Here is an 18,723-nt window from a genome sequence, read left to right as displayed (position 1 = left end):
TCACTCAGGCACATTAAGAAGCGTGATATTTTAACAAGTTAGGTATATCAATAATCAACGCGATACGACCATCACCTGTGATAGTTGCACCAGACAAACCTGGTGTACCATGTAGGATCGTACCTAGAGGCTTAATTACAACCTCTTCTTGACCTACTAGCTGATCAACTACGAATCCAACTCGCTGGGTCCCAACCGTCACAATAACTACATGCCCTTGTTCTGGCAGGTCTGCACCTTGCTGACCATCGATCAGCCAGCGTTTGAGGTGGAACAATGGCAATGCTTGATCACGTACAATAATAACCTGCTGACCATCAACAATATTTGTTTTAGTCAAATCTAGGTTAAATATTTCATTAACATTAACCAATGGTAATGCAAACGCTTGATCTTCCAAGATGACCATCAACGTAGGCATGATTGCCAATGTGAGAGGCACCTGAATAGCAATACGAGAGCCTTGCCCAATAACGGAATCAATATTCAATGTACCGTTAAGCTGGGTAATTTTTGTCTTAACAACATCCATACCCACGCCACGTCCGGAAACATCAGAAATCTCTTTCTTAGTAGAAAAGCCAGCAGCAAAAATTAGGTTAAAGCACTCTTGTTCAGTAAGACGACGAGCCGCTTCAGCATCCATCATGCCTCGCTCGATTGCCAGATTACGCAGTTTTTCTGCGTCCATACCGGCACCATCATCTTGAATAACCAATAAGATGTGATCACCTTCCTGCTCAGCAGAAAGTAAAACATGACCTTCTCTTGGCTTGCCTGCTGCTTCACGAACGTCAGGTGATTCGATACCGTGGTCTACGGCATTTCGAACCAAGTGAATCAACGGATCTGCAAGTGCCTCAACTAAGTTTTTATCTAAATCGGTATCTTCACCACGAAGCTCTAGGCGAATCTCTTTTTTCAAGTTACGGGACAGGTCGCGAATCAAACGCGGGAATCGGCCAAAAACCTTCTTCACAGGCTGCATTCGCGTTTTCATAACTGACATTTGCAAGTCAGCCGTCACCATATCAAGCGTACCCAACGCTTTCGCCATCTCTTCGTCTTCACGTGTCACGCCTAGACGAACCAAACGGTTTCGAACTAATACCAGCTCACCCACCATGTTCATGATTTTGTCTAACAAGCGCGTATCTACACGAACATTGCTTTCGGGCTGCGGTTTAGCTTGCTGGTGCGCAGCTTTAACTGCTGCTGCAGCAGCACTTTCACGCTTTTCAGGCTCTGGAGCAGCAACAGGCGCTGGTGCAGCAACAGGCGCTGGTGCAGCAGGTGCAGGAGCAGGTGCAGGAGCAGGTGCAGGAACAGGTGCTGGAGCTACAGGTGCTGTTTTTTCAGCAAAAGCGCCTTTGCCTTGAGATTGCAGCTCATCAAGTAAAGCTTCAAATTCATCTTCGGTAATCAAATCATCACCGCCAGAAGGTGCGGCTTCTACCGCAGGTGCTTTGGAAGAGCCTTCTGAACCAGGCCCTTTACCTTGCCCATGAAGTTCATCCAGCAAAGATTCGAACTCATCTTCTGTGATAAGCCCATCATCAGCTGCACTTTCTTCAGCAGGTGTAGGCCCACCTAAATCATCCAAGAGCATATCAAATTCATCTGAACTTTGATCAGCATTATTAACAACAGGCTCAGGTGCTGGTGCAGGCACAGGTTCAGGTGCTACTGGAGCTGGCGCAGGTGCCGCCTCAGCAGGCGCAGGAGCTCCACCGCTCGCAAAGGCAATTAGCGCCTGGATTAGTTGTGGATCAGCATTTTCTGGCTCTTGACCGCCTCTTACGGCATCAAACATCACATTTACAGTATCTAGTGCCTGCAGTACTACATCCATCAGCTCTGGCGAAACCTTGATTTCACCATTTCTCAACATATCAAAGAGATTTTCTGCGTTATGGCAACAATCAACCATAGGCTCAAGTTGTAAGAAACCTGCACCACCTTTTACGGTATGAAAGCCACGAAATATTGCGTTGAGCAGATCACTATCATCTGGACGCTGTTCCAGATCGACTAACTGTTCAGATAATTGCTCAAGGATCTCACCTGCTTCGACAAGAAAATCCTCGAGAATCTCCTGATCCACTTCCAAACTCATAAGGTGCTCCTCTTAAAAACCCAGACTAGATAGCAGGTCATCAACTTCATCTTGATTGCTGACAACATCAGCACTACCTTTGTTGACCTGCGGCCCTTCAGCCTGAATAGGATTCTTTTTATTATCCTGCTTATCATCTTCTGGCGCTATTTGCACCTCGATGCCCGACAATTTTTCAACCTGCGCAGCCATTTCCATCAAACCAACTAGGTGTGTTTCTACATTTGTCACCAAGTTAATAACTCGACGTATCAACTGCCCTGTAATGTCCTGATAGCTCTGAGACACCACGATATCGGTCAACTCTGACCGCAAAGTTGCGATTGTCTTTTCAGATTCTTCTTTTACTGCACATGTACGGTCATAGACGCCATTCAAATTGTCGTGTTCTTTTTCTAATTGGCCTACAAGCGACAATAGATCTTTAAACCGCTCACTCTGTGAATCTAAACGATCAACCAAACCCAACGCTTTATCCACGCGATCCATGGTTTCATGTGCATTTTTTTCTGTGACTTCAATCACATAATTTAGGCGATCAGCCGCATCTGCATCTTTAGGTGCCGCATCATCATCTAATTCCAAGCTAGTTCCAAGCTCAGAAGAAAAGGCTTTAATTGCTTCATGCAGGCCACGAGTTAGATGACCTACTTCACTAAAGAAGGTCTTATGTCTGAACTCATGAAGTTCTTGAATCAGATCCATGGCTTCAGAGAGGTTTCCCTCATTGAGGACGGAAACTAACTCCTGTGCCTTCAACTGCAATTCCATTTCGAAGCGTCCTACACCTTTATCTGTTCCTGCAATCATTAAAACGGACCTTATTTCTTAACCTAGTCGTTCAAAGATCTTGTCAATCTTTTCTTTCAGCACTGCCGCAGTAAATGGCTTAACAACGTAGCCGTTTACGCCTGCCTGCGCCGCCGCAATAATCTGCTCTTTCTTAGCTTCAGCCGTAACCATAAGTACAGGCATGTGAGCTAAATTGGGATCAGAACGGACTTCTTTTAAAAGATCGATACCAGTCATTCCTGGCATATTCCAATCAGTGACCAGAAAATCAATTCCCCCTTGCTTGAGGATTGGTAGTGCAGTCTGACCATCATCCGCTTCCTGAACATTTGTCATGCCCAGATCACGCAATAGGTTTTTAATAATTCGTCTCATTGTGGAGAAATCATCCACTACAAGAATTTTCATGTCTTTATTCAAGACGGCCTCCTGTTAGAACTACGCAACTCATTGAGTCTACACTTAATTACCGCAATTACGTTGAGTCTGGTCAACCCTTTTATTGCCAATCACTTAGTCGCGAACGCAACCTTAACGCTGCTTGACTGTGGATCTGACTAACTCGAGACTCACTTACACCTAATACTTGACCAATTTCTTTTAAATTGAGCTCTTCATCATAATAGAGCGCTAGCACCATTTTTTCCCGTTCTGGTAAGTTATTTATAGCTGCACTTAGCGCTTTTAAAAATGCTTCTCGCTCAAAATTTTGATTTGGGCCTGGATCATCATTGGCAAAAGACTCTCCTGGACCTTCATGTTGAGGGTTGATCATCTCCTCAAAACTAAAGAGCCTGCTATCTAAACTATCTTTAAGCAAATTATGGTATTCAGCAACACTGATACCCATCTCTTTAGCCACTTCTGAATCTGTTGCATCGCGCCCGGTTCTAGCTTCTATCTGCTGTATAGCTTCTGTTACGCGACGACTATTTCGATGTACCGATCGCGGCGTCCAATCGCCACGGCGTACCTCATCGATGATGGAGCCACGAATGCGGATCCCTGCATAAGTTTCAAAGCTTGCTCCTTTTGAAGCATCGTATTTGCTTGCAGCTTCGAGCAATCCAATCATGCCTGCTTGTATAAGGTCATCCAGCATTACAGTCGCAGGCAAGCGGGCAAGCAAATGATGTGCAATACGTTTAACTAGCGGCGCATACTGCTCAATTAGCTCTTCACTCGTTTGTAATTGCAGCTGGTTGTACATACCGCCTCTTTGCTAATCCGAAGTGCGAACTCCCTGAACGAGCCGCTCAACAAAAAACTCTAAATGACCTCGGGGCACAGTTTGAACCGGCCACCCATTTACTTTATTCGCTAATTGACGATATGCCAAGGATACTTTGCTCTTTGGAAACGCTTTTAAAACAGCCACTTGACGCTGAACCGCCTTACGAACATTTTCATCATAAGGGATTGATCCTACATATTGAAGCGTCACATCAAGAAACCTATCAGTAACTGTTAATAACTTCCCGAACATATTCCGCCCTTCCTGCTCACTTCGTACCATATTGGCCAGAACACGGAAGCGGGTCATCTTATAATCCCGATTTAACAGTTTAATTAAAGCATAAGCATCGGTAATTGAGGTGGGCTCATCACAAACAACAACTAAAACCTCTTGTGCAGCTTTAACAAAGCTAACCACCGAATCAGAAATACCTGCTGCCGTATCAATGATAAGAACATCAGTATCATCCGCCACTTCGTTAAAAGCATGTATCAATTCTGCATGCTCATGCGGGGACAATGCTGTCATCTCTTGCGTGCCAGATGAAGCCGGAACAATTTTAAGGTGCTCCCCCACCTCTAACATAATATCTCTTAGGCCACACTCACCGTTCAGAACATCAGCAATATTCTTTTTAGGGCGCAAACCTAACATCACATCGACGTTTGCTAAACCCAAATCTGCATCCATCAGGATAGATTTATGACCTAGATCACCTAAAGCAAGCGCTAAATTCACCGAGACGTTAGTTTTACCAACCCCGCCTTTACCTCCGGTAACCGCAATAACCTTAACGGGCTTATGTTGATTCATTATATTTTCCACCATTAACCCGTTTTATAGATAGAATCGAGTGCAGACATTTTCTTTTCTGCCTCAATTGCCCGCTGAGCTGTAATGACAGCACGACTAACTAATTCATGCTTTTTAGCAATATCAATATCATCCGGGATACGCTGACCATCAGTGACGTAGGAAACAGGTAGGCGCTTTTCAACAATCAATGAGATAGCCTCACCTAAGCTACCAGACTCATCCATCTTACTCAGCACACATCCGCTTAAACCCAAACCTTGATATGCATTAAACGCTTGCTCAACAACTCTGCGCTGACTACTACATGAAACCACCAACAATTTTTTAAGGCGCAAACTCACACCTTCTAGCATGGCTAACTGAGCTTCACTATGCGGTTCATTAGCATTAAGTCCTGCCGTATCAATCAGTACTAATCGTTTATTTCGAAGAGAATGAAGAACATCATCCAGACTGTTATTTTCATCAACCACCCGGACCGGAACATCGAGAATTCGACCAAAAGTCCGCAATTGCTCATGCGCCGCAATTCGATATGTATCTGTCGTTACTAACGCCATACTCGAACTGCCATATTTCAAGACATGTCGCGCAGCAAGCTTACCTATAGTTGTTGTTTTGCCCACTCCAGTTGGACCAACAAAAGCAATCATTCCACCACGCTCAATGAAATCCTCTCCCATCACAGGAATAGCATCTGACAAACGAGTCAAAGCATTTTTCCACGCCTTATCCGGTGCCAAACCCGACTCAACATGAGAAAGAAGATGAGACGATAATTTTTCACTCACGCCCAATAGCTCGAATTTTTTCTGCAACGGCGATTTCACTGGCTCAGACGTCTGCATATTTCCTTGAGCTAAAACTTGCTGACTTAGTAAATTTTTAAGCTGCGCAATTTCATCCTGCATAGATTGAATAAGATGATCAGCCCCTTCATTAGGCGGAGCAGAAGAAATGGAAAGCTCATTTTGAAGATCTAGCCCTAAGCCAAGTTCATCAGCAGCAGGCTGCTGGATAAAATTCTGATGCGCAACCTTGGCTTTCTGTCTTTGCCTTTGCTTAAGAGAGTTCAAAATTTCTCTAAGATCATCATCCTGTTCGATCTGTTTATTCACCTGCCCAGGAACGTCATAATTTTGACTACCCTGCTTACCTTGCGCTTCCGCAATCTGCATTCGCGCCTTTTGCAGCTCACCTTCCAAGTCTCGTTTAGAAGCACCACCGCCTGTTAGGACATCAATCTGCGATTGTCGATTTTGCGTTTTCTTTTGCTTGCGGGAAAACTCCTGCTGGGCCGCTTCATAGTCATTTTCATGAGCAGCTACAACTTCAACCCCACCAGCAACGCGATGATTAGAAACGATAACAGCATCGGGACCAATCTCATCCCTAACCCGCTGCATTGCCTGGCGCATATCTGGCGCAAAAAAGCGTTTTACTTTCATATCAATTCCTTATCGGCCACCACAAGCTGGGCTAAAGTGCGTTTATGCCGCATTTTCCCCTCCTACTGTCGAGACAATTGTGACCTTTTTATTTTCAGGAATTTCCTGATAGGAGAGCACATTAATCTGATGCTCGCCATACCTAACAAATTTAGCCATAAGCGGTCGCACTGGTGCCGCAACCAAAAGAACGGATGGGCGCCCCATCATTTCTTGCTGTGTCGCAGCCTCTGACAGAGACGATTGCAGTCTCTCAGCCATACCCGGCTCCAACACCAATCCATTATCCTGCCCCTGCTGAACAGAGTTTAATAAAAGCTGCTCTAATTGCGGAGCCAAGGTAATTACCGGAAGCTCAGCCTCAGATCCGTTGATGTTCTGCACTATTAAACGGGATAAAGAAACCCTCACCGCCGCAGTCAAAGCCAATGGATCCTGGGTCCTATTAACCGCATCAGCTAATGACTCAGCAATCGTACGAAAATCTTTCAACGGCACCTGCTCCATCAACAGATTCTGCAGTACTTTAAGGAGGATGCTGAACGACAATTTAGCCGGCACTAATTCATCCACCAGTTTAGGAGAGCTCTTAGTGAGCATATCCAATAACTGCTGCACCTCTTCATGGCCCAACAACTCATGGGCATGTGATTGCAATAGCTGATTCATATGCGTCGCCACTACTGTAGAAGCGTCCACAACGGTATAGCCAAGAGATTGCGCATGCTCTTTCTGAGATTGCTCAATCCAAATAGCATCCAAACCAAACGCTGGATCTTTTACCTCTACACCCTGCAACTTACCAAACACTTGGCCTGGATTAATAGCCAGTTCGCGGTCCGGATATACTTCCGACTCACCTACAACCACACCCATTAAAGTAATGCGATAAGCGCCAGGCAAGAGATCTAAATTGTCTCGAATATGCACTGACGGCACCAGAAAACCTAAATCCTGCGACAGTTTTTTCCTCACCCCTTTGATACGGCTCAACAACTGACCACCCTGCATCTTGTCAACCATTGGAATCAAGCGATAACCCACCTCTAGACCGACCATATCAACAGGCATCACATCATCCCAATCTAGCTCTCGCTTCTCTGACTCATCCTCTTCAGGCATTTCAGCCTCTTGTTGAGCTTGCTCTTCTTGTGCAGCATCTTTTTCAGCCTGCTTCTTATAGATCAACCAAGCACCACCACCAGCAATGCCAGCTAAAGACAAGAAGGCAAAATGCGGCATCCCGGGGATAATACCCATGACTGTAAGAATACCCGCAGCCACTGCCAAGGCCTTTGGCGATGCAAACATCTGCGATACAACCTGACCACCCATATCATGGGAAACGTTCTGACGCGTCACCATAATCGCCGCAGCAGTTGAAAGCAGCAATGATGGAACTTGAGCAACCAGACCATCACCAATAGTTAATAGGGAATAGAAACGCATGGCAGTCTCAAAATCTAGATCATGCTGCAACATTCCAATACCGAGACCACCCAGTAGGTTGATCACAAGAATCAAAATCCCTGCAACCGCATCACCACGAACGAATTTTGAAGCACCATCCATAGATCCATAGAAGTCAGCTTCTTGCGTTACATCCTCTCGCCTTGCCTTTGCCTCTTCCTGCCCAATCAGGCCTGCATTTAAGTCAGCATCGATTGCCATTTGCTTACCTGGCATAGCATCCAAGGTAAAACGAGCACTTACTTCAGATATACGACCTGCACCTTTTGTCACTACCACAAAGTTGATAATTATGAGAATAAGGAATACCACAAAACCAACAACATAATTGCCGCCGATAACGACTTCACCAAAAGCCTCAATAACCTTACCAGCAGCATCCCCACCCTCATGACCATAAAGCAAAACCACACGAGTAGATGCCACATTAAGGGCAAGGCGCATTAAGGTCGCCACAAGAATAATGGTAGGAAAAATTGCAAAATCTAAAGGACGGTTTGAGTAGACACAAACCAAAAGAACAACAATTGAAAGCGCAATATTAAAGGTAAAAAGCACATCCAATAGAAAAGGAGGCACAGGCAGCGTTACCATTGCCAAAATAACAAGCAGCAGTAAAGGCACGCCGATATTACCGCGCCCTAAACTTTTAACATTATCAATTACAGCTGCTTTATCCACTCAGACCCCAAAACGTCAAAAAAACATCAAACCAAACAAAACACTCTATCCATCTAACAAACAGACATAGATTAAGCGATACAATCTGATGTTTTTTTGACGAATAGTTATACCGCCTCTAAATAATGCAAATTTTGCGCCAATTAAAGGTCATCTTTAAATTCATCAGGGATAGGTAAATTATCAACTTGCAAGTTACTTGGACGCTCTGCCTCACGCTCTTTATAGCGCTTCAACTGGAAGACATAAGCAAGCACTTGGGCCACAGCCATATACAAGCCAGATGGGATCTCATCATCGATTTCGGTAGAGTTATAAATAGCTCGTGCTAAAGGCGGGGCAGAAAGAATAGGAATATCATGCTCTTCAGCGATTTCTCGGATTTTCAATGCCACAAAATCCGCACCTTTAGCAACAAGAATAGGCGCACCGCGCCCTTCACTCTCGTACTTCAGAGCTACAGAATAGTGAGTAGGGTTGGTAATAACCACATCAGCTTCTGGCACTGATTGCATCATTTGCCTTTGAGCAATTTCACGCTGAAGCTGCCTAATGCGCCCTTTGACCTCAGGCTTACCTTCAGTGTTTTTCAGCTCATCCTTAACCTCTTGCAAGGTCATCTTCATTTTTTCAGTGTAGTCATAGAGCTGATAAGGCACATCCACAACCGCCACAAGAATAAGAACCGCACTGAGCGCCATAAACACCCATATAATGATATCTAACGCTGCATCGATTGCAGGTCTTGGCTCAAATGTAGCAAGAGCTAACAGATCTCCTCGGATTGTCCATAAGATGAGTATCGCAAAACCACCAACCAGCGAAAACTTCGCAATCGCCTTGAAAAGTTCGATAAGGGATTTTAACGAAAACATTCTTTTAAGGCCCGCAAGAGGATCAATTCGACTACCTTTTGGGACAATAGATTGACCACTGAAATTCCAGCCACCCAAAGCGATAGGCCCTACTAGCGCAGCAATCAACAAGACCCCAAAAACCCCAGCCAACCCCATTAATGACTCCTTAGCAGAAGCCCCAAAGTGCGCCAACATTTTGTTAGTATCAAATACAGCAGCGCGATCGAGAATAAAATTACTCTCCATGACGCCTAACATGCTATTTGCTAACTGAGCCCCAAAAATAATTACAGAAAAAACAGCTGCCATAAGTACCAGCGTTGTTGCCAGTTCTTTCGACCGCGGAACATCCCCCTTTTCCCGAGCTTCCTTTATTCGCTTGGGTGTGGGGTCTTCTGTTTTTTCCTGACCAGAATCTTCAGCCATAATCGCGCATCACAGAAACAAATTCTCGATATAATCCAAAACAAAGGCAGAGATCCGCATATATTGATCTAAGAAACCACCTAAGTTCACCCAGTTAATAAACAGGCCCAGCACCATGGTAAACGGAAAACCAACCGCTAGAATATTTAATTGCGGGGCTGCACGCGACATGATACCAAACGCCATGTTTACAACCAGCAGAGCCGTTACAGCAGGCAACGCCATCAGCATAGCAGCTGAAAACATCCAACTCCCGGCCATCAAAATACGCCAATAGCTATTTCGATCTACCGCTTCCAAGCTTATAGGCACAACATCAAAACTTCTTACGACAATCTCAATCATCACTAAATGGCCATTGAGTGCCACAAAGATCATCATAATCAATGTTAGATAAAACTGACCCAACATAACGACCGAAATACCGTTTGCAGGGTCCGTCATTGACGCAAAACCAAGACCCATCTGCATCGCGATCATCTGACCACCTAATACAAAGATCTGATAAAACACCTGAAATAAAAAACCCAACATTGCACCAACCAGTATCTGCTGAGCAATAATCAAATAAGTATTAAGATGCAGGCCATCAAAGTCTGGCATAGCAGGTAGCAATGGAGCCACAACCACCGTCACTGCCAGGGCCAAAAACATACGCACACGAGCATTGACAAGTTGACTACCTAGCAAAGGTACAGCCATGAAAAATGAAGCAATACGAAAGAAGGGCCACAGAAAGGCCGCCACCCACTGCTCAATCTGAAGAACACTCAGCTCAAACAAGGGCTCAACCTATAAGGTATGGGATATTTTTCACTAAATTAGTGAAATGCTCAGTCAACTTGTTCAGAAGCCAAGGTCCTGCCCACATAATCACAAGAATAGTGATAATAAGTCGAGGCAAGAAGCTCAACGTCTGTTCGTTAATCTGTGTAGCAGCCTGAAAGGTCGACACAGCCAAACCCACAATTAAGCTCGGTACAATAATGACAGTAACAATTACTACTATTAGCCAAAAGGCCTCACCAAAGAGACTAAGTACGACTTCGGGTGTCATATTTCCTCCTTAGCTATATTCCAAAACTGGCAGCTAATGTTCCAATCACCAGCGCCCAACCATCCACTAATACAAATAGCATAATTTTAAACGGTAACGAAATAATTACCGGTGACAGCATCATCATACCCATAGCCATCAATACACTGGCAACAACCAAATCGAGAACCAAAAATGGAATAAACAGCATAAAACCAATTTGAAAGGCTGTTTTTAATTCACTCGTTACGAATGCAGGGACCAATACAGTAAAAGGAATCTGTTCAGCTGTTTCTACGGCCGGCGTGCCTGAAATTCTCATAAAGAGTTCAAGATCACTTTCACGAGTCTGAAGCATCATAAAATCACGAAACGGACCACTTGCCGTTTGAAGCGCCTCTAATACGCCTAACTCTTCATTAACGTAAGGCTGCACAGCTTGTACATATACCTTATCTAGCACCGGAGTCATAATAAACAGCGTCAAGAACATCGCCATACCCACCATGATTTGATTCGATGGCGTCTGCTGCAGCCCCAAAGCCTGTCGAAGAATCGCAAAGACAATAATAATTCGAGCAAAAGAGGTCATCATCATGAGCATTGCTGGCAGGAATGTCAGCATAGTCATGAGTGCAAGCACCTGTAGCGTCACACTATAGTTGCTTTCACCATTCTCTCCGGTTGTTAGCGTTACAGCCGGAATCCCCACATCAGCAGCGCTTGCTAGATGCGGAAAAATAAAAGCAAGAAAAATAATTGAAACTAATTTAATCAGCTTCATCGACGCTCCGTCGCTTTGATATCGCCTCGCCTAGACGCGCAGCAAAGCTCTCATTCGGCTGATCATCCACAATAGATTCTTCAAAAGAGTAAAGATGAGAAACTCGACCAGGCGCTACGCCCAGTAATAGCTGTTTATCCCCAACCTGGACTAACACCGCTTTTTCACGCGTACTCAAAGGCAACACACTTAAAACTTTCATATGGCGAGCCATTGGCGTAACACCACTGAACCGCTTAAAACACCAGGAAAGGAGAAAAATGAGACCAATGACAAACAGCAAGCCAAGTAACAACTGTGTTAGAGCAGCCGTAGAAAACGGCTCTTGGTAAGTTGTAGCAGGCACAACTGAAGGCTTTGCACCCGAAGCAGCTTCAATACCCAACGCAAAAGCTGTAGGCGAAAGACTAACAAACAGGCATAACAACCAAGAACGCATAAATTACTTAAGGCGCTTGATTCGTTCTTGAGGGCTGATCACGTCGGTCAGTCGAATACCGTATCGATCATTCACAACAACCACTTCACCATGTGCGATTAGCGTTCCGTTGACCATAACATCCAAGGGTTCACCAGCTACACGATCAAGCTCAATTACAGAACCCTGATTTAGCTGCAATAGGTTGCTAATAGGGATATCAGTTTGACCTACTTCCATAGAGAGAGTAACAGGGATATCTAAGATAACGTCCAGCTTAGGATCTGTGACAGGTGTACCTTCATCAGTCAATTCATCCAACTCAACTGAATCACCTGTCACACCTGTTTCTGCAAGCAAAGCATCAGGATCGACAACTTCGCCGCCCTCTTCACTGACCTGCTCTTCCATCGCCGCTGCCCATTCATCAGCTAACGCTTGCTGGTCTTCGTTTTCATTACTCATCGCTTTTGCTCTCTATAGTACTATCGCGTGCACAATTATTTAGGGCGTTGAATTTGATCAACAATCTTAACGGCCAAATTCCCTCGAGAAACACCCATAGTGCAATTATAAACAGGGACTTTGTTAGCTTTTAGCTCAAATGTTTCAGGTAGCTCAATAGGTATAACATCACCCACCTCCAATTCCAAAACATCCCGTAAAGTCATATCTTGCTGGGCTAACGTCATCTCTAATGGCAAACCTGCCATTAAAATATCTCGCTGCAAAGCGATCTGCCAACGCTCATCTTTTTCATCTTCGCTATTTTGAAAACCAGATACGAGTACATCTCGAATTGGTTCCAACATTGAATAGGGCATCGCAACATGAAATTCACCCGAACCACCTTCTAAGTCGACTTGGAAAGAGCTTACCACTACAACTTCGGTTGGGTTAATCACGTTGGCCATCGCAGGATTCATCTCATGACCCAAGTGTTCAAAAGTAAGCTCTTTAACCGGAGCCCATGCTTCTTCCAAATCCAAAAAGAATTGCTCTAACGCTTTATGGATAAGACGTGTTTCAGTCGGTGTAAACTCTCGACCTTCGATCTTGGCATGACGTCCATCGCCACCAAAGAAGTTATCCACCAGTTTAAAAACCAGCTTAGCATCCATAATAAACAGAGCAGTACCACGTAGCGGGTTGACTCTGATTAAGTTCATACTGGTAGGAACATACAAAGTGTGAATATAGTCGCCGTACTTCATCACCTGAACACCACCAACTGTCACATCAGCTGCGCGCCTTAACAGATTAAACAGACTTATTCTGGTATAACGAGCAAAACGCTCATTGACCATTTCAAGCGTAGGCATACGGCCACGAACAATTCGTTCATGACTGGCAAGATCGTAACCTCGGACTTCACCTTCTTCTACTTCCGCCTCGTCAGAGGTTTCAACATCCCCATCATCGACACCATGCAAAAGGGCATCGATTTCATCTTGCGAAAGTAAGTCTTTGACCGACATTTAGGAACAATCTCCTATCAGCCCAAACAGCATTACTGCATAACCATATTGGTAAACAAGATAGTTTCTACGCCCGGCTTACCAATTTTTTCCTGCATGATTTCACGCACTAAATCGGTTGAGCTCTCTAATAAAGCTTCTTTACCTTCAACTGTTTGCAAGACACGAAACTCTTGGGTGCTGTATAAATTATTTAGACGCGAAACAATCAAAGGCATATGCAAGGTTAAAGCATCAGCAACAGCTTGATCACGGCTCTTGGCCTCAACATACAATTGCATATAGTGAGGCCTGTTGTCATTTGACTGCAGAGTCACAACAAACATCGGCTTACCACCCATAGTTCTTACCTTGGTATAGATCGCCTCAGCTCGGACTGGTTCAGCAGAAGCAGCCTCTTCAGCTGGCTCCTCATCTCCGCCTAAGAAAAACAAAGCAGCCGCAGCACCACCACCACCTACAACTACAAGCGCCAGCACCGCTATAATAATCAACTTGAGTTTAGATGATTTCTTCTCACCGCTTTCAGCGCCTGTTTCCTGCTCTTCAGCCATCTCTTATTCTCCAACACAAAACGCGATACTCTACAGTATGAACCACATATCGCTAAAACAGTATTGCGCCTAATATAACACACTGATTTTAAGGCTGAAGATCAAGAGCACACAAAAATACTATTTAGACTAAAGAGCTTTGTAAAAGCATCGCGTTCAGCAGCAAAAAACTCATCAACTTGTCAATTATGCGTAGTAATCCACCAAAGAAACTGACTTAGCATTTTCTGGCTGAATACCGTCTTCTCCTTCCATACCAGCACCTCCCAAATACTGACCAGAATCATTCCCTTCTGCTAATTGCTCTCGCCTTTGCTGCTCAGCAGATTGATCAGAAACCGAAGAGTCCTGAAGCGCTAAACCTTGCTCTGCAAACATCTCTCGTAATCTAGGCAAACTTTGTTCAACCGCATCCCTGACATGGGCATGTGGCGAAGTAAAGTTAAGACTCACCTGATCCTGATTTATATTAACGCGGATATTAAGAGAACCCAGCTCTGGCGGATCTAATTTAATCTCAGCCACTCGCGTATTTTGGGCAGCAATCATAATTGCTCGCTCGCCCAATGCATTATTCCAAGCAGGAGTATTTACCTTAACATTTTGAGGCATCATAAGATTTTGCCCCTCGGTCACAACCTTCTGGGCCGCTGTAGGCGAAGCGGAGTTCACCTGCCCTATGGTATTTGAAGCTAAACGCTCCACTACCTGTGTAGCAGTCATGTCACCTTTTTCACTCGCCGCCACTTTTTGCAATAGCTGCTGAGTCATATCCAAAGCAGATTCAATTTTCCGAATACTACTGTTATCAAGCTGAGGCTTCAGAACTAAATCTGATTTCATTCCCTGCGCAGGAACAGACGATTCTGTCAGAGCACGATTTGAAACCTTAGCCGCGTCTATTTCATTTTTCCTAGCATTAGAATCAACAGGCTTAGTTTCAGCAGCAACATCAGCAGTAGACACTGCATTTTCAGCCCTTACTGGTGCAGATTTTGGATCTACCTGAGCGTTAACTAATACTTCACCACCCTTCGACGACTGATTACTGACGCCTACCTGCTTTACCTTCGCTTCATCCGTCACAGTATTAGCTACTGCCTGAGGTTGGGGGGCAGCTTGCTGACTTTGTGACTGTGCGTTAATTAAAAGCTCTTCGGAAGTGCCATCTACGCCGATATTACCTTTACCAACTCCATCCTGAGCTGAATTCTGAGCTGAATTCTGAGCTGAATTCTGAGCAGTTTCATTTAATACAGCTGATGACACTGAACCCTGAGGGTTAGGCCGCGCAGACTCAACATTCGTAGCCGCTACAGGTGGTTGTGCTAGGGAATCAACTGAACCTGTAGAAGAGATTTGACCTGCATTAGCATCTGCACGATCAGCTTTAGATTCTTCATGCGTTGGGGTTAGCTTAGCAATTGGATCTGAATCCAACGCAGCAACGTTAGATGAAGGACTCGCCACAACCGGATCATTTTCACGAGCTACCGTCACATCCTGATCAATTGAAGCCGAAACAGTTTCATCCGAACTGGTATCTGAGGGTATAGCACCCAACTCCCGTTCCCCATCACTCTTGGTAGGCAATATCGGCTGCTGCTCGGTGTATTCGCGCAACGCTTTTGCCAGTTCAGCGCTAAGCTCTGGCGGCAGTTGAGATTCTTTAGTTGATTGCTGCTCTAATAACTGTGCTATTTGACGGAGCTGATCCTGCATACGATCTTCAGGCAAGAAATGCTCTAAATTCTGCGGCAAAGCCTTCCCATCATGCGGCAACATTCCGCCGCCATTAAATTCAGCAGCAGGTATTCCAGAATCACTCTGCTGATTAAGAACTGCCCCGAAACCACCCAATAAAGGAACCGTTCCAGGCGCAGAAGACATCGAACTTTGAGGGGTTATAGATAAATTAAGAGATAATAACCCGCCTCCAGCAGACGGGGATACTTGCTCACTCATTTCAGGCTCCTATTAGTATTGCCTGAACTGAATAAAGCAAAATAAAGGCCAACTTATATAAATGGAGCCTTTATAGCTTGAGAGCGCTCATCTAGCTGTTTTTGCAAAGCCTTCTCTTCTTCAAGCAACTCATTCTCAACAGCCTTATCTGCGAGTTTCTGTAACCCTTTGACTCGGGCATAAGCCGCCTTCCAATGCTGCTCGACGACATCAAGCTCCCTTCGGTTTTGCTCCATCGCTTTGATTTGAGCTGCCTTAGCATCTTGAATTTTTTGTAAAAAAGCTTGCTGAGTATGTAACTGAGCACCCGTACAACCTTCTGAATGCGCGCCCAAATAACTCTGCTGGTAATCAGAAACATACTGATCAAGTTGAGCCATCGTTTTCTGATCATTATCTACACGCTGGCGACTTGCAGCCAAAAATTGATCTGCTTGTTGCTTCTTTTTTTCAGCTAAATCAAGAACCAGCTTCAAGCGCTTAGAACGTTTGCTCATTTCTGCAGCCCGTTAGTGACAGCAGGCCGGCGTAACTGCTGCTTCTCCGGCTCTGCGTTAGGTGTTGGTGGCGTAGTAAGAACCATAATCATCTGTTGCATTGACTGCAACAGCGGCAATGCCTCGTTAATCCCCTGCCTTAAGAAGGCATTCATTGAAGGCAAATTTTCCATAACGAAATCAGTATCAGGATCACTCCCCTTCACATAGGCGCCAACATTAATAAGATCCTCATTTTGCCTATACTTTGAGTATAGCTGCTTAAAGCGCATTGCCATTTGCAAGTGATCAGGCTCGACTATTTGAGGCATAGCTCGACTGATAGAAGCTTCAATATCAATTGCAGGATAATGTCCTTGCTCAGCTAAGCGACGAGACAAAACAACATGCCCATCCAAAATAGCCCTTGCAGAATCAGCCACTGGATCCTGCTGATCATCACCTTCCGTCAACACTGTATAAAACGCAGTTATAGAGCCACTGCCAGCCTCGCCATTACCGGCACGTTCAACCAATTTTGGAATTTTAGCAAAAACAGAAGGAGGATAACCTTTAGTTGCTGGCGGCTCACCTACTGCTAACGCTATCTCACGCTGCGCCTGCGCATACCGAGTCAGTGAATCCATCAACAAAAGAACATTCTTCCCTTGATCACGGAAGTATTCAGCAATTCGAGTAGACAGCTGCGATGCACGCAACCTCATTAGAGGCGAATCATCTGCTGGCGAGGCTACAACTACGGACCTTTTTAAGCCCTCATCACCTAAACTGTGCTCAATAAATTCTTTAACTTCACGGCCTCGCTCACCGATCAGCCCAACAACAATTATTTCGGCTTCAGTAAAACGGGTCATCATGCCAAGAAGCACAGATTTACCTACACCACTACCAGCAAACAATCCCATTCTTTGCCCACGGCCAACAGTAAGCAAACCGTTAATGGTACGTATACCAACATCAAGCGTCTGCTTAATAGGGTCTCTGAGTAAGGGGTTAATAATCTCGCCAGCCAAACCAGTTTCGGCTTCTGGTTGAAGAGGACCTTTACCATCTATAGGTTGACCAACGCCATTCAAGACCCTACCCAGCAAATTCATACCAACAGGCACTTTACCTGAAGCACTGACAGCAATTACCTTAGTACCTGACTGGAGACCCTCAATGGGATATAAAGGCATTAAGTAAATACGATCACCAGAAAAACCAACCACTTCAGCTTCGATCTGCTGATCTTGTGAAATCTCTATATAACAACACTCACCGACAGCACACTTTATACCAACGGCCTCTATCGTTAACCCGATCATTCGAGTAATACGACCTTCAATTCGAGGCTGAGGTTTATCTAGATGATCTTTTTGATATTGAGATAAGCGCCCAAGTAGCTCACTCATGAGATTGTGCCGAATCAGTTTCAACGCTTGAAAGGAACTGTTTAACTACCGAACTAAAATGCTGGTCTAAATTATATTCCACTAAGGTACTCGCAGCTTGAAGCTCATAACTACCTTGGGAGATATTCTCATCAACTATATATTCGAGAACTACACCAGACACTAAAAGCATTTTTTCTAGATAAGGCAAGTCATCTTTATGCACTTTTACTGTTACTGTACCTAAAGGTTCTGGCACGCTTCGCAAGGAATTCTGAATAGAAGCTAAAAGCAACTCTTTCCGATTAGACAACTCCGCACCGATTGTCGCTTCGGCCAAAGATACAACCATCTTAATAAGTTCTTGCTCTATAGCCACCGTTTGTTGTTTCAGGGGTAACTGAAATTCAGTCATCATATTACTAAACAGAGCCTGTAGACGTTGAACTTCTGCCTCCCCTTGCTTAAACCCCTCTTGATAGCCTTGTTCCCGCCCTGCTGCTTCGCCTTGAGTGCGCCCTTCTTCTTGCCCTTTAAGGCGTCCCTCTTCAAGACCAGCAGCCAGACCTTCTATTCGCGCTGTTTCACGAATCTCTTCCAGTTCAGCAAGGGTAATTTTTTCTGCGGCCATAACTTCTTCTACGACCGTTACTTCAACAGGATCTTTTTGCTGTAAGCCAACAACATGCTGACCCGCGACCTGGGGAAGCTCCCAACCAATGAGTTCTGCTACCTCATCAGCTTTTATGCGTTTAAAACCTTTATTTTCAGTCAT

At 44.7% G+C, this 18,723-nt stretch carries 19 protein-coding genes; all 19 read right to left on the bottom strand.

Translation table 11 applies throughout. From position 1 onward, the window contains the following. Window positions 1-13: 13 nt before the first annotated feature. The 19 genes from ACMXYR_RS02515 to ACMXYR_RS02425 all read right to left on the bottom strand — a co-directional run bounded on the left by ACMXYR_RS02515 (window position 14) and on the right by ACMXYR_RS02425 (window position 18,723). The gene (locus ACMXYR_RS02515; RefSeq protein WP_415902776.1) at window positions 14-2,116 is read right to left on the bottom strand and encodes a chemotaxis protein CheA; all 2,103 of its coding nucleotides are present in this window, start codon (window positions 2,114-2,116) and stop codon (window positions 14-16) included. 12 nt (window positions 2,117-2,128) lie between these two features. Next, entirely contained in the window at window positions 2,129-2,926 is a 798-nt protein-coding gene (locus ACMXYR_RS02510) for a protein phosphatase CheZ (RefSeq protein ID WP_415886931.1), read from the bottom strand. A gap of 18 nt (window positions 2,927-2,944) precedes the next feature. Continuing rightward, on the bottom strand, window positions 2,945-3,328 hold the full coding sequence (gene cheY / locus ACMXYR_RS02505) for a chemotaxis response regulator CheY (RefSeq protein ID WP_040661672.1): 384 nt from the start codon (window positions 3,326-3,328) through the stop codon (window positions 2,945-2,947). A gap of 79 nt (window positions 3,329-3,407) precedes the next feature. Then, on the bottom strand, window positions 3,408-4,118 hold the full coding sequence (locus tag ACMXYR_RS02500) for an RNA polymerase sigma factor FliA (RefSeq protein ID WP_415902775.1): 711 nt from the start codon (window positions 4,116-4,118) through the stop codon (window positions 3,408-3,410). Window positions 4,119-4,130: 12 nt separating this feature from the next. Then, window positions 4,131-4,958, bottom strand: coding sequence for a MinD/ParA family protein (locus tag ACMXYR_RS02495; protein WP_415902774.1), 828 nt, complete (start codon window positions 4,956-4,958; stop codon window positions 4,131-4,133). Window positions 4,959-4,972: 14 nt separating this feature from the next. Beyond that, window positions 4,973-6,409 (bottom strand): flagellar biosynthesis protein FlhF, encoded by a 1,437-nt coding sequence (gene flhF / locus ACMXYR_RS02490; RefSeq protein WP_415902773.1) that lies wholly within the window; start codon window positions 6,407-6,409, stop codon window positions 4,973-4,975. A gap of 42 nt (window positions 6,410-6,451) precedes the next feature. Then, entirely contained in the window at window positions 6,452-8,560 is a 2,109-nt protein-coding gene (gene flhA / locus ACMXYR_RS02485) for a flagellar biosynthesis protein FlhA (protein ID WP_415902772.1), read from the bottom strand. A 143-nt stretch (window positions 8,561-8,703) separates the two neighbouring features. Further along, the gene (flhB, locus tag ACMXYR_RS02480) at window positions 8,704-9,843 is read right to left on the bottom strand and encodes a flagellar biosynthesis protein FlhB (RefSeq protein WP_415902771.1); all 1,140 of its coding nucleotides are present in this window, start codon (window positions 9,841-9,843) and stop codon (window positions 8,704-8,706) included. 9 nt (window positions 9,844-9,852) lie between these two features. After that, window positions 9,853-10,626 (bottom strand): flagellar biosynthetic protein FliR, encoded by a 774-nt coding sequence (gene fliR / locus ACMXYR_RS02475; protein WP_415902770.1) that lies wholly within the window; start codon window positions 10,624-10,626, stop codon window positions 9,853-9,855. Between the two features lie 4 nt (window positions 10,627-10,630). Further along, window positions 10,631-10,900 (bottom strand): flagellar biosynthesis protein FliQ, encoded by a 270-nt coding sequence (gene fliQ / locus ACMXYR_RS02470; RefSeq protein WP_415902769.1) that lies wholly within the window; start codon window positions 10,898-10,900, stop codon window positions 10,631-10,633. Between the two features lie 13 nt (window positions 10,901-10,913). Continuing rightward, on the bottom strand, window positions 10,914-11,663 hold the full coding sequence (gene fliP / locus ACMXYR_RS02465) for a flagellar type III secretion system pore protein FliP (RefSeq protein ID WP_415902768.1): 750 nt from the start codon (window positions 11,661-11,663) through the stop codon (window positions 10,914-10,916). Further along, window positions 11,650-12,102: a flagellar biosynthetic protein FliO gene (fliO, locus tag ACMXYR_RS02460; protein WP_415902767.1), complete on the bottom strand. Its 453-nt coding sequence runs from the start codon at window positions 12,100-12,102 to the stop codon at window positions 11,650-11,652. The genes fliP and fliO overlap by 14 nt, the downstream gene beginning before the upstream one ends. Window positions 12,103-12,105: 3 nt before the next feature. Further along, the gene (fliN, locus tag ACMXYR_RS02455) at window positions 12,106-12,546 is read right to left on the bottom strand and encodes a flagellar motor switch protein FliN (protein ID WP_415886920.1); all 441 of its coding nucleotides are present in this window, start codon (window positions 12,544-12,546) and stop codon (window positions 12,106-12,108) included. 35 nt (window positions 12,547-12,581) lie between these two features. Beyond that, window positions 12,582-13,559, bottom strand: a complete 978-nt coding sequence (gene fliM / locus ACMXYR_RS02450; protein ID WP_415902766.1) for a flagellar motor switch protein FliM — start codon at window positions 13,557-13,559, stop codon at window positions 12,582-12,584. A gap of 32 nt (window positions 13,560-13,591) precedes the next feature. After that, a complete protein-coding gene (locus tag ACMXYR_RS02445) occupies window positions 13,592-14,113 on the bottom strand; it encodes a flagellar basal body-associated FliL family protein (protein WP_415886917.1) in 522 nt (173 codons plus the stop codon). 186 nt (window positions 14,114-14,299) lie between these two features. After that, complete coding sequence (locus tag ACMXYR_RS02440) at window positions 14,300-16,078, bottom strand: flagellar hook-length control protein FliK (protein WP_415902765.1); 1,779 nt, start codon at window positions 16,076-16,078, stop codon at window positions 14,300-14,302. A gap of 53 nt (window positions 16,079-16,131) precedes the next feature. Further along, the gene (gene fliJ, locus ACMXYR_RS02435) at window positions 16,132-16,575 is read right to left on the bottom strand and encodes a flagellar export protein FliJ (RefSeq protein WP_415902764.1); all 444 of its coding nucleotides are present in this window, start codon (window positions 16,573-16,575) and stop codon (window positions 16,132-16,134) included. Beyond that, a complete protein-coding gene (gene fliI / locus ACMXYR_RS02430; RefSeq protein ID WP_415902763.1) occupies window positions 16,572-17,969 on the bottom strand; it encodes a flagellar protein export ATPase FliI in 1,398 nt (465 codons plus the stop codon). Before fliI ends, fliJ begins: the two co-directional genes overlap by 4 nt. Then, entirely contained in the window at window positions 17,962-18,723 is a 762-nt protein-coding gene (locus ACMXYR_RS02425) for a FliH/SctL family protein (protein WP_415902762.1), read from the bottom strand. The genes fliI and ACMXYR_RS02425 overlap by 8 nt, the downstream gene beginning before the upstream one ends.

This window comes from Neptuniibacter sp. QD29_5 (genome assembly GCF_047778125.1).
Lineage (GTDB): Bacteria > Pseudomonadota > Gammaproteobacteria > Pseudomonadales > Balneatricaceae > Neptuniibacter.
The sequence above is the reverse complement of the archived record's forward strand: the minus strand, read 5'-3'. Positions and strand labels throughout refer to the sequence as shown.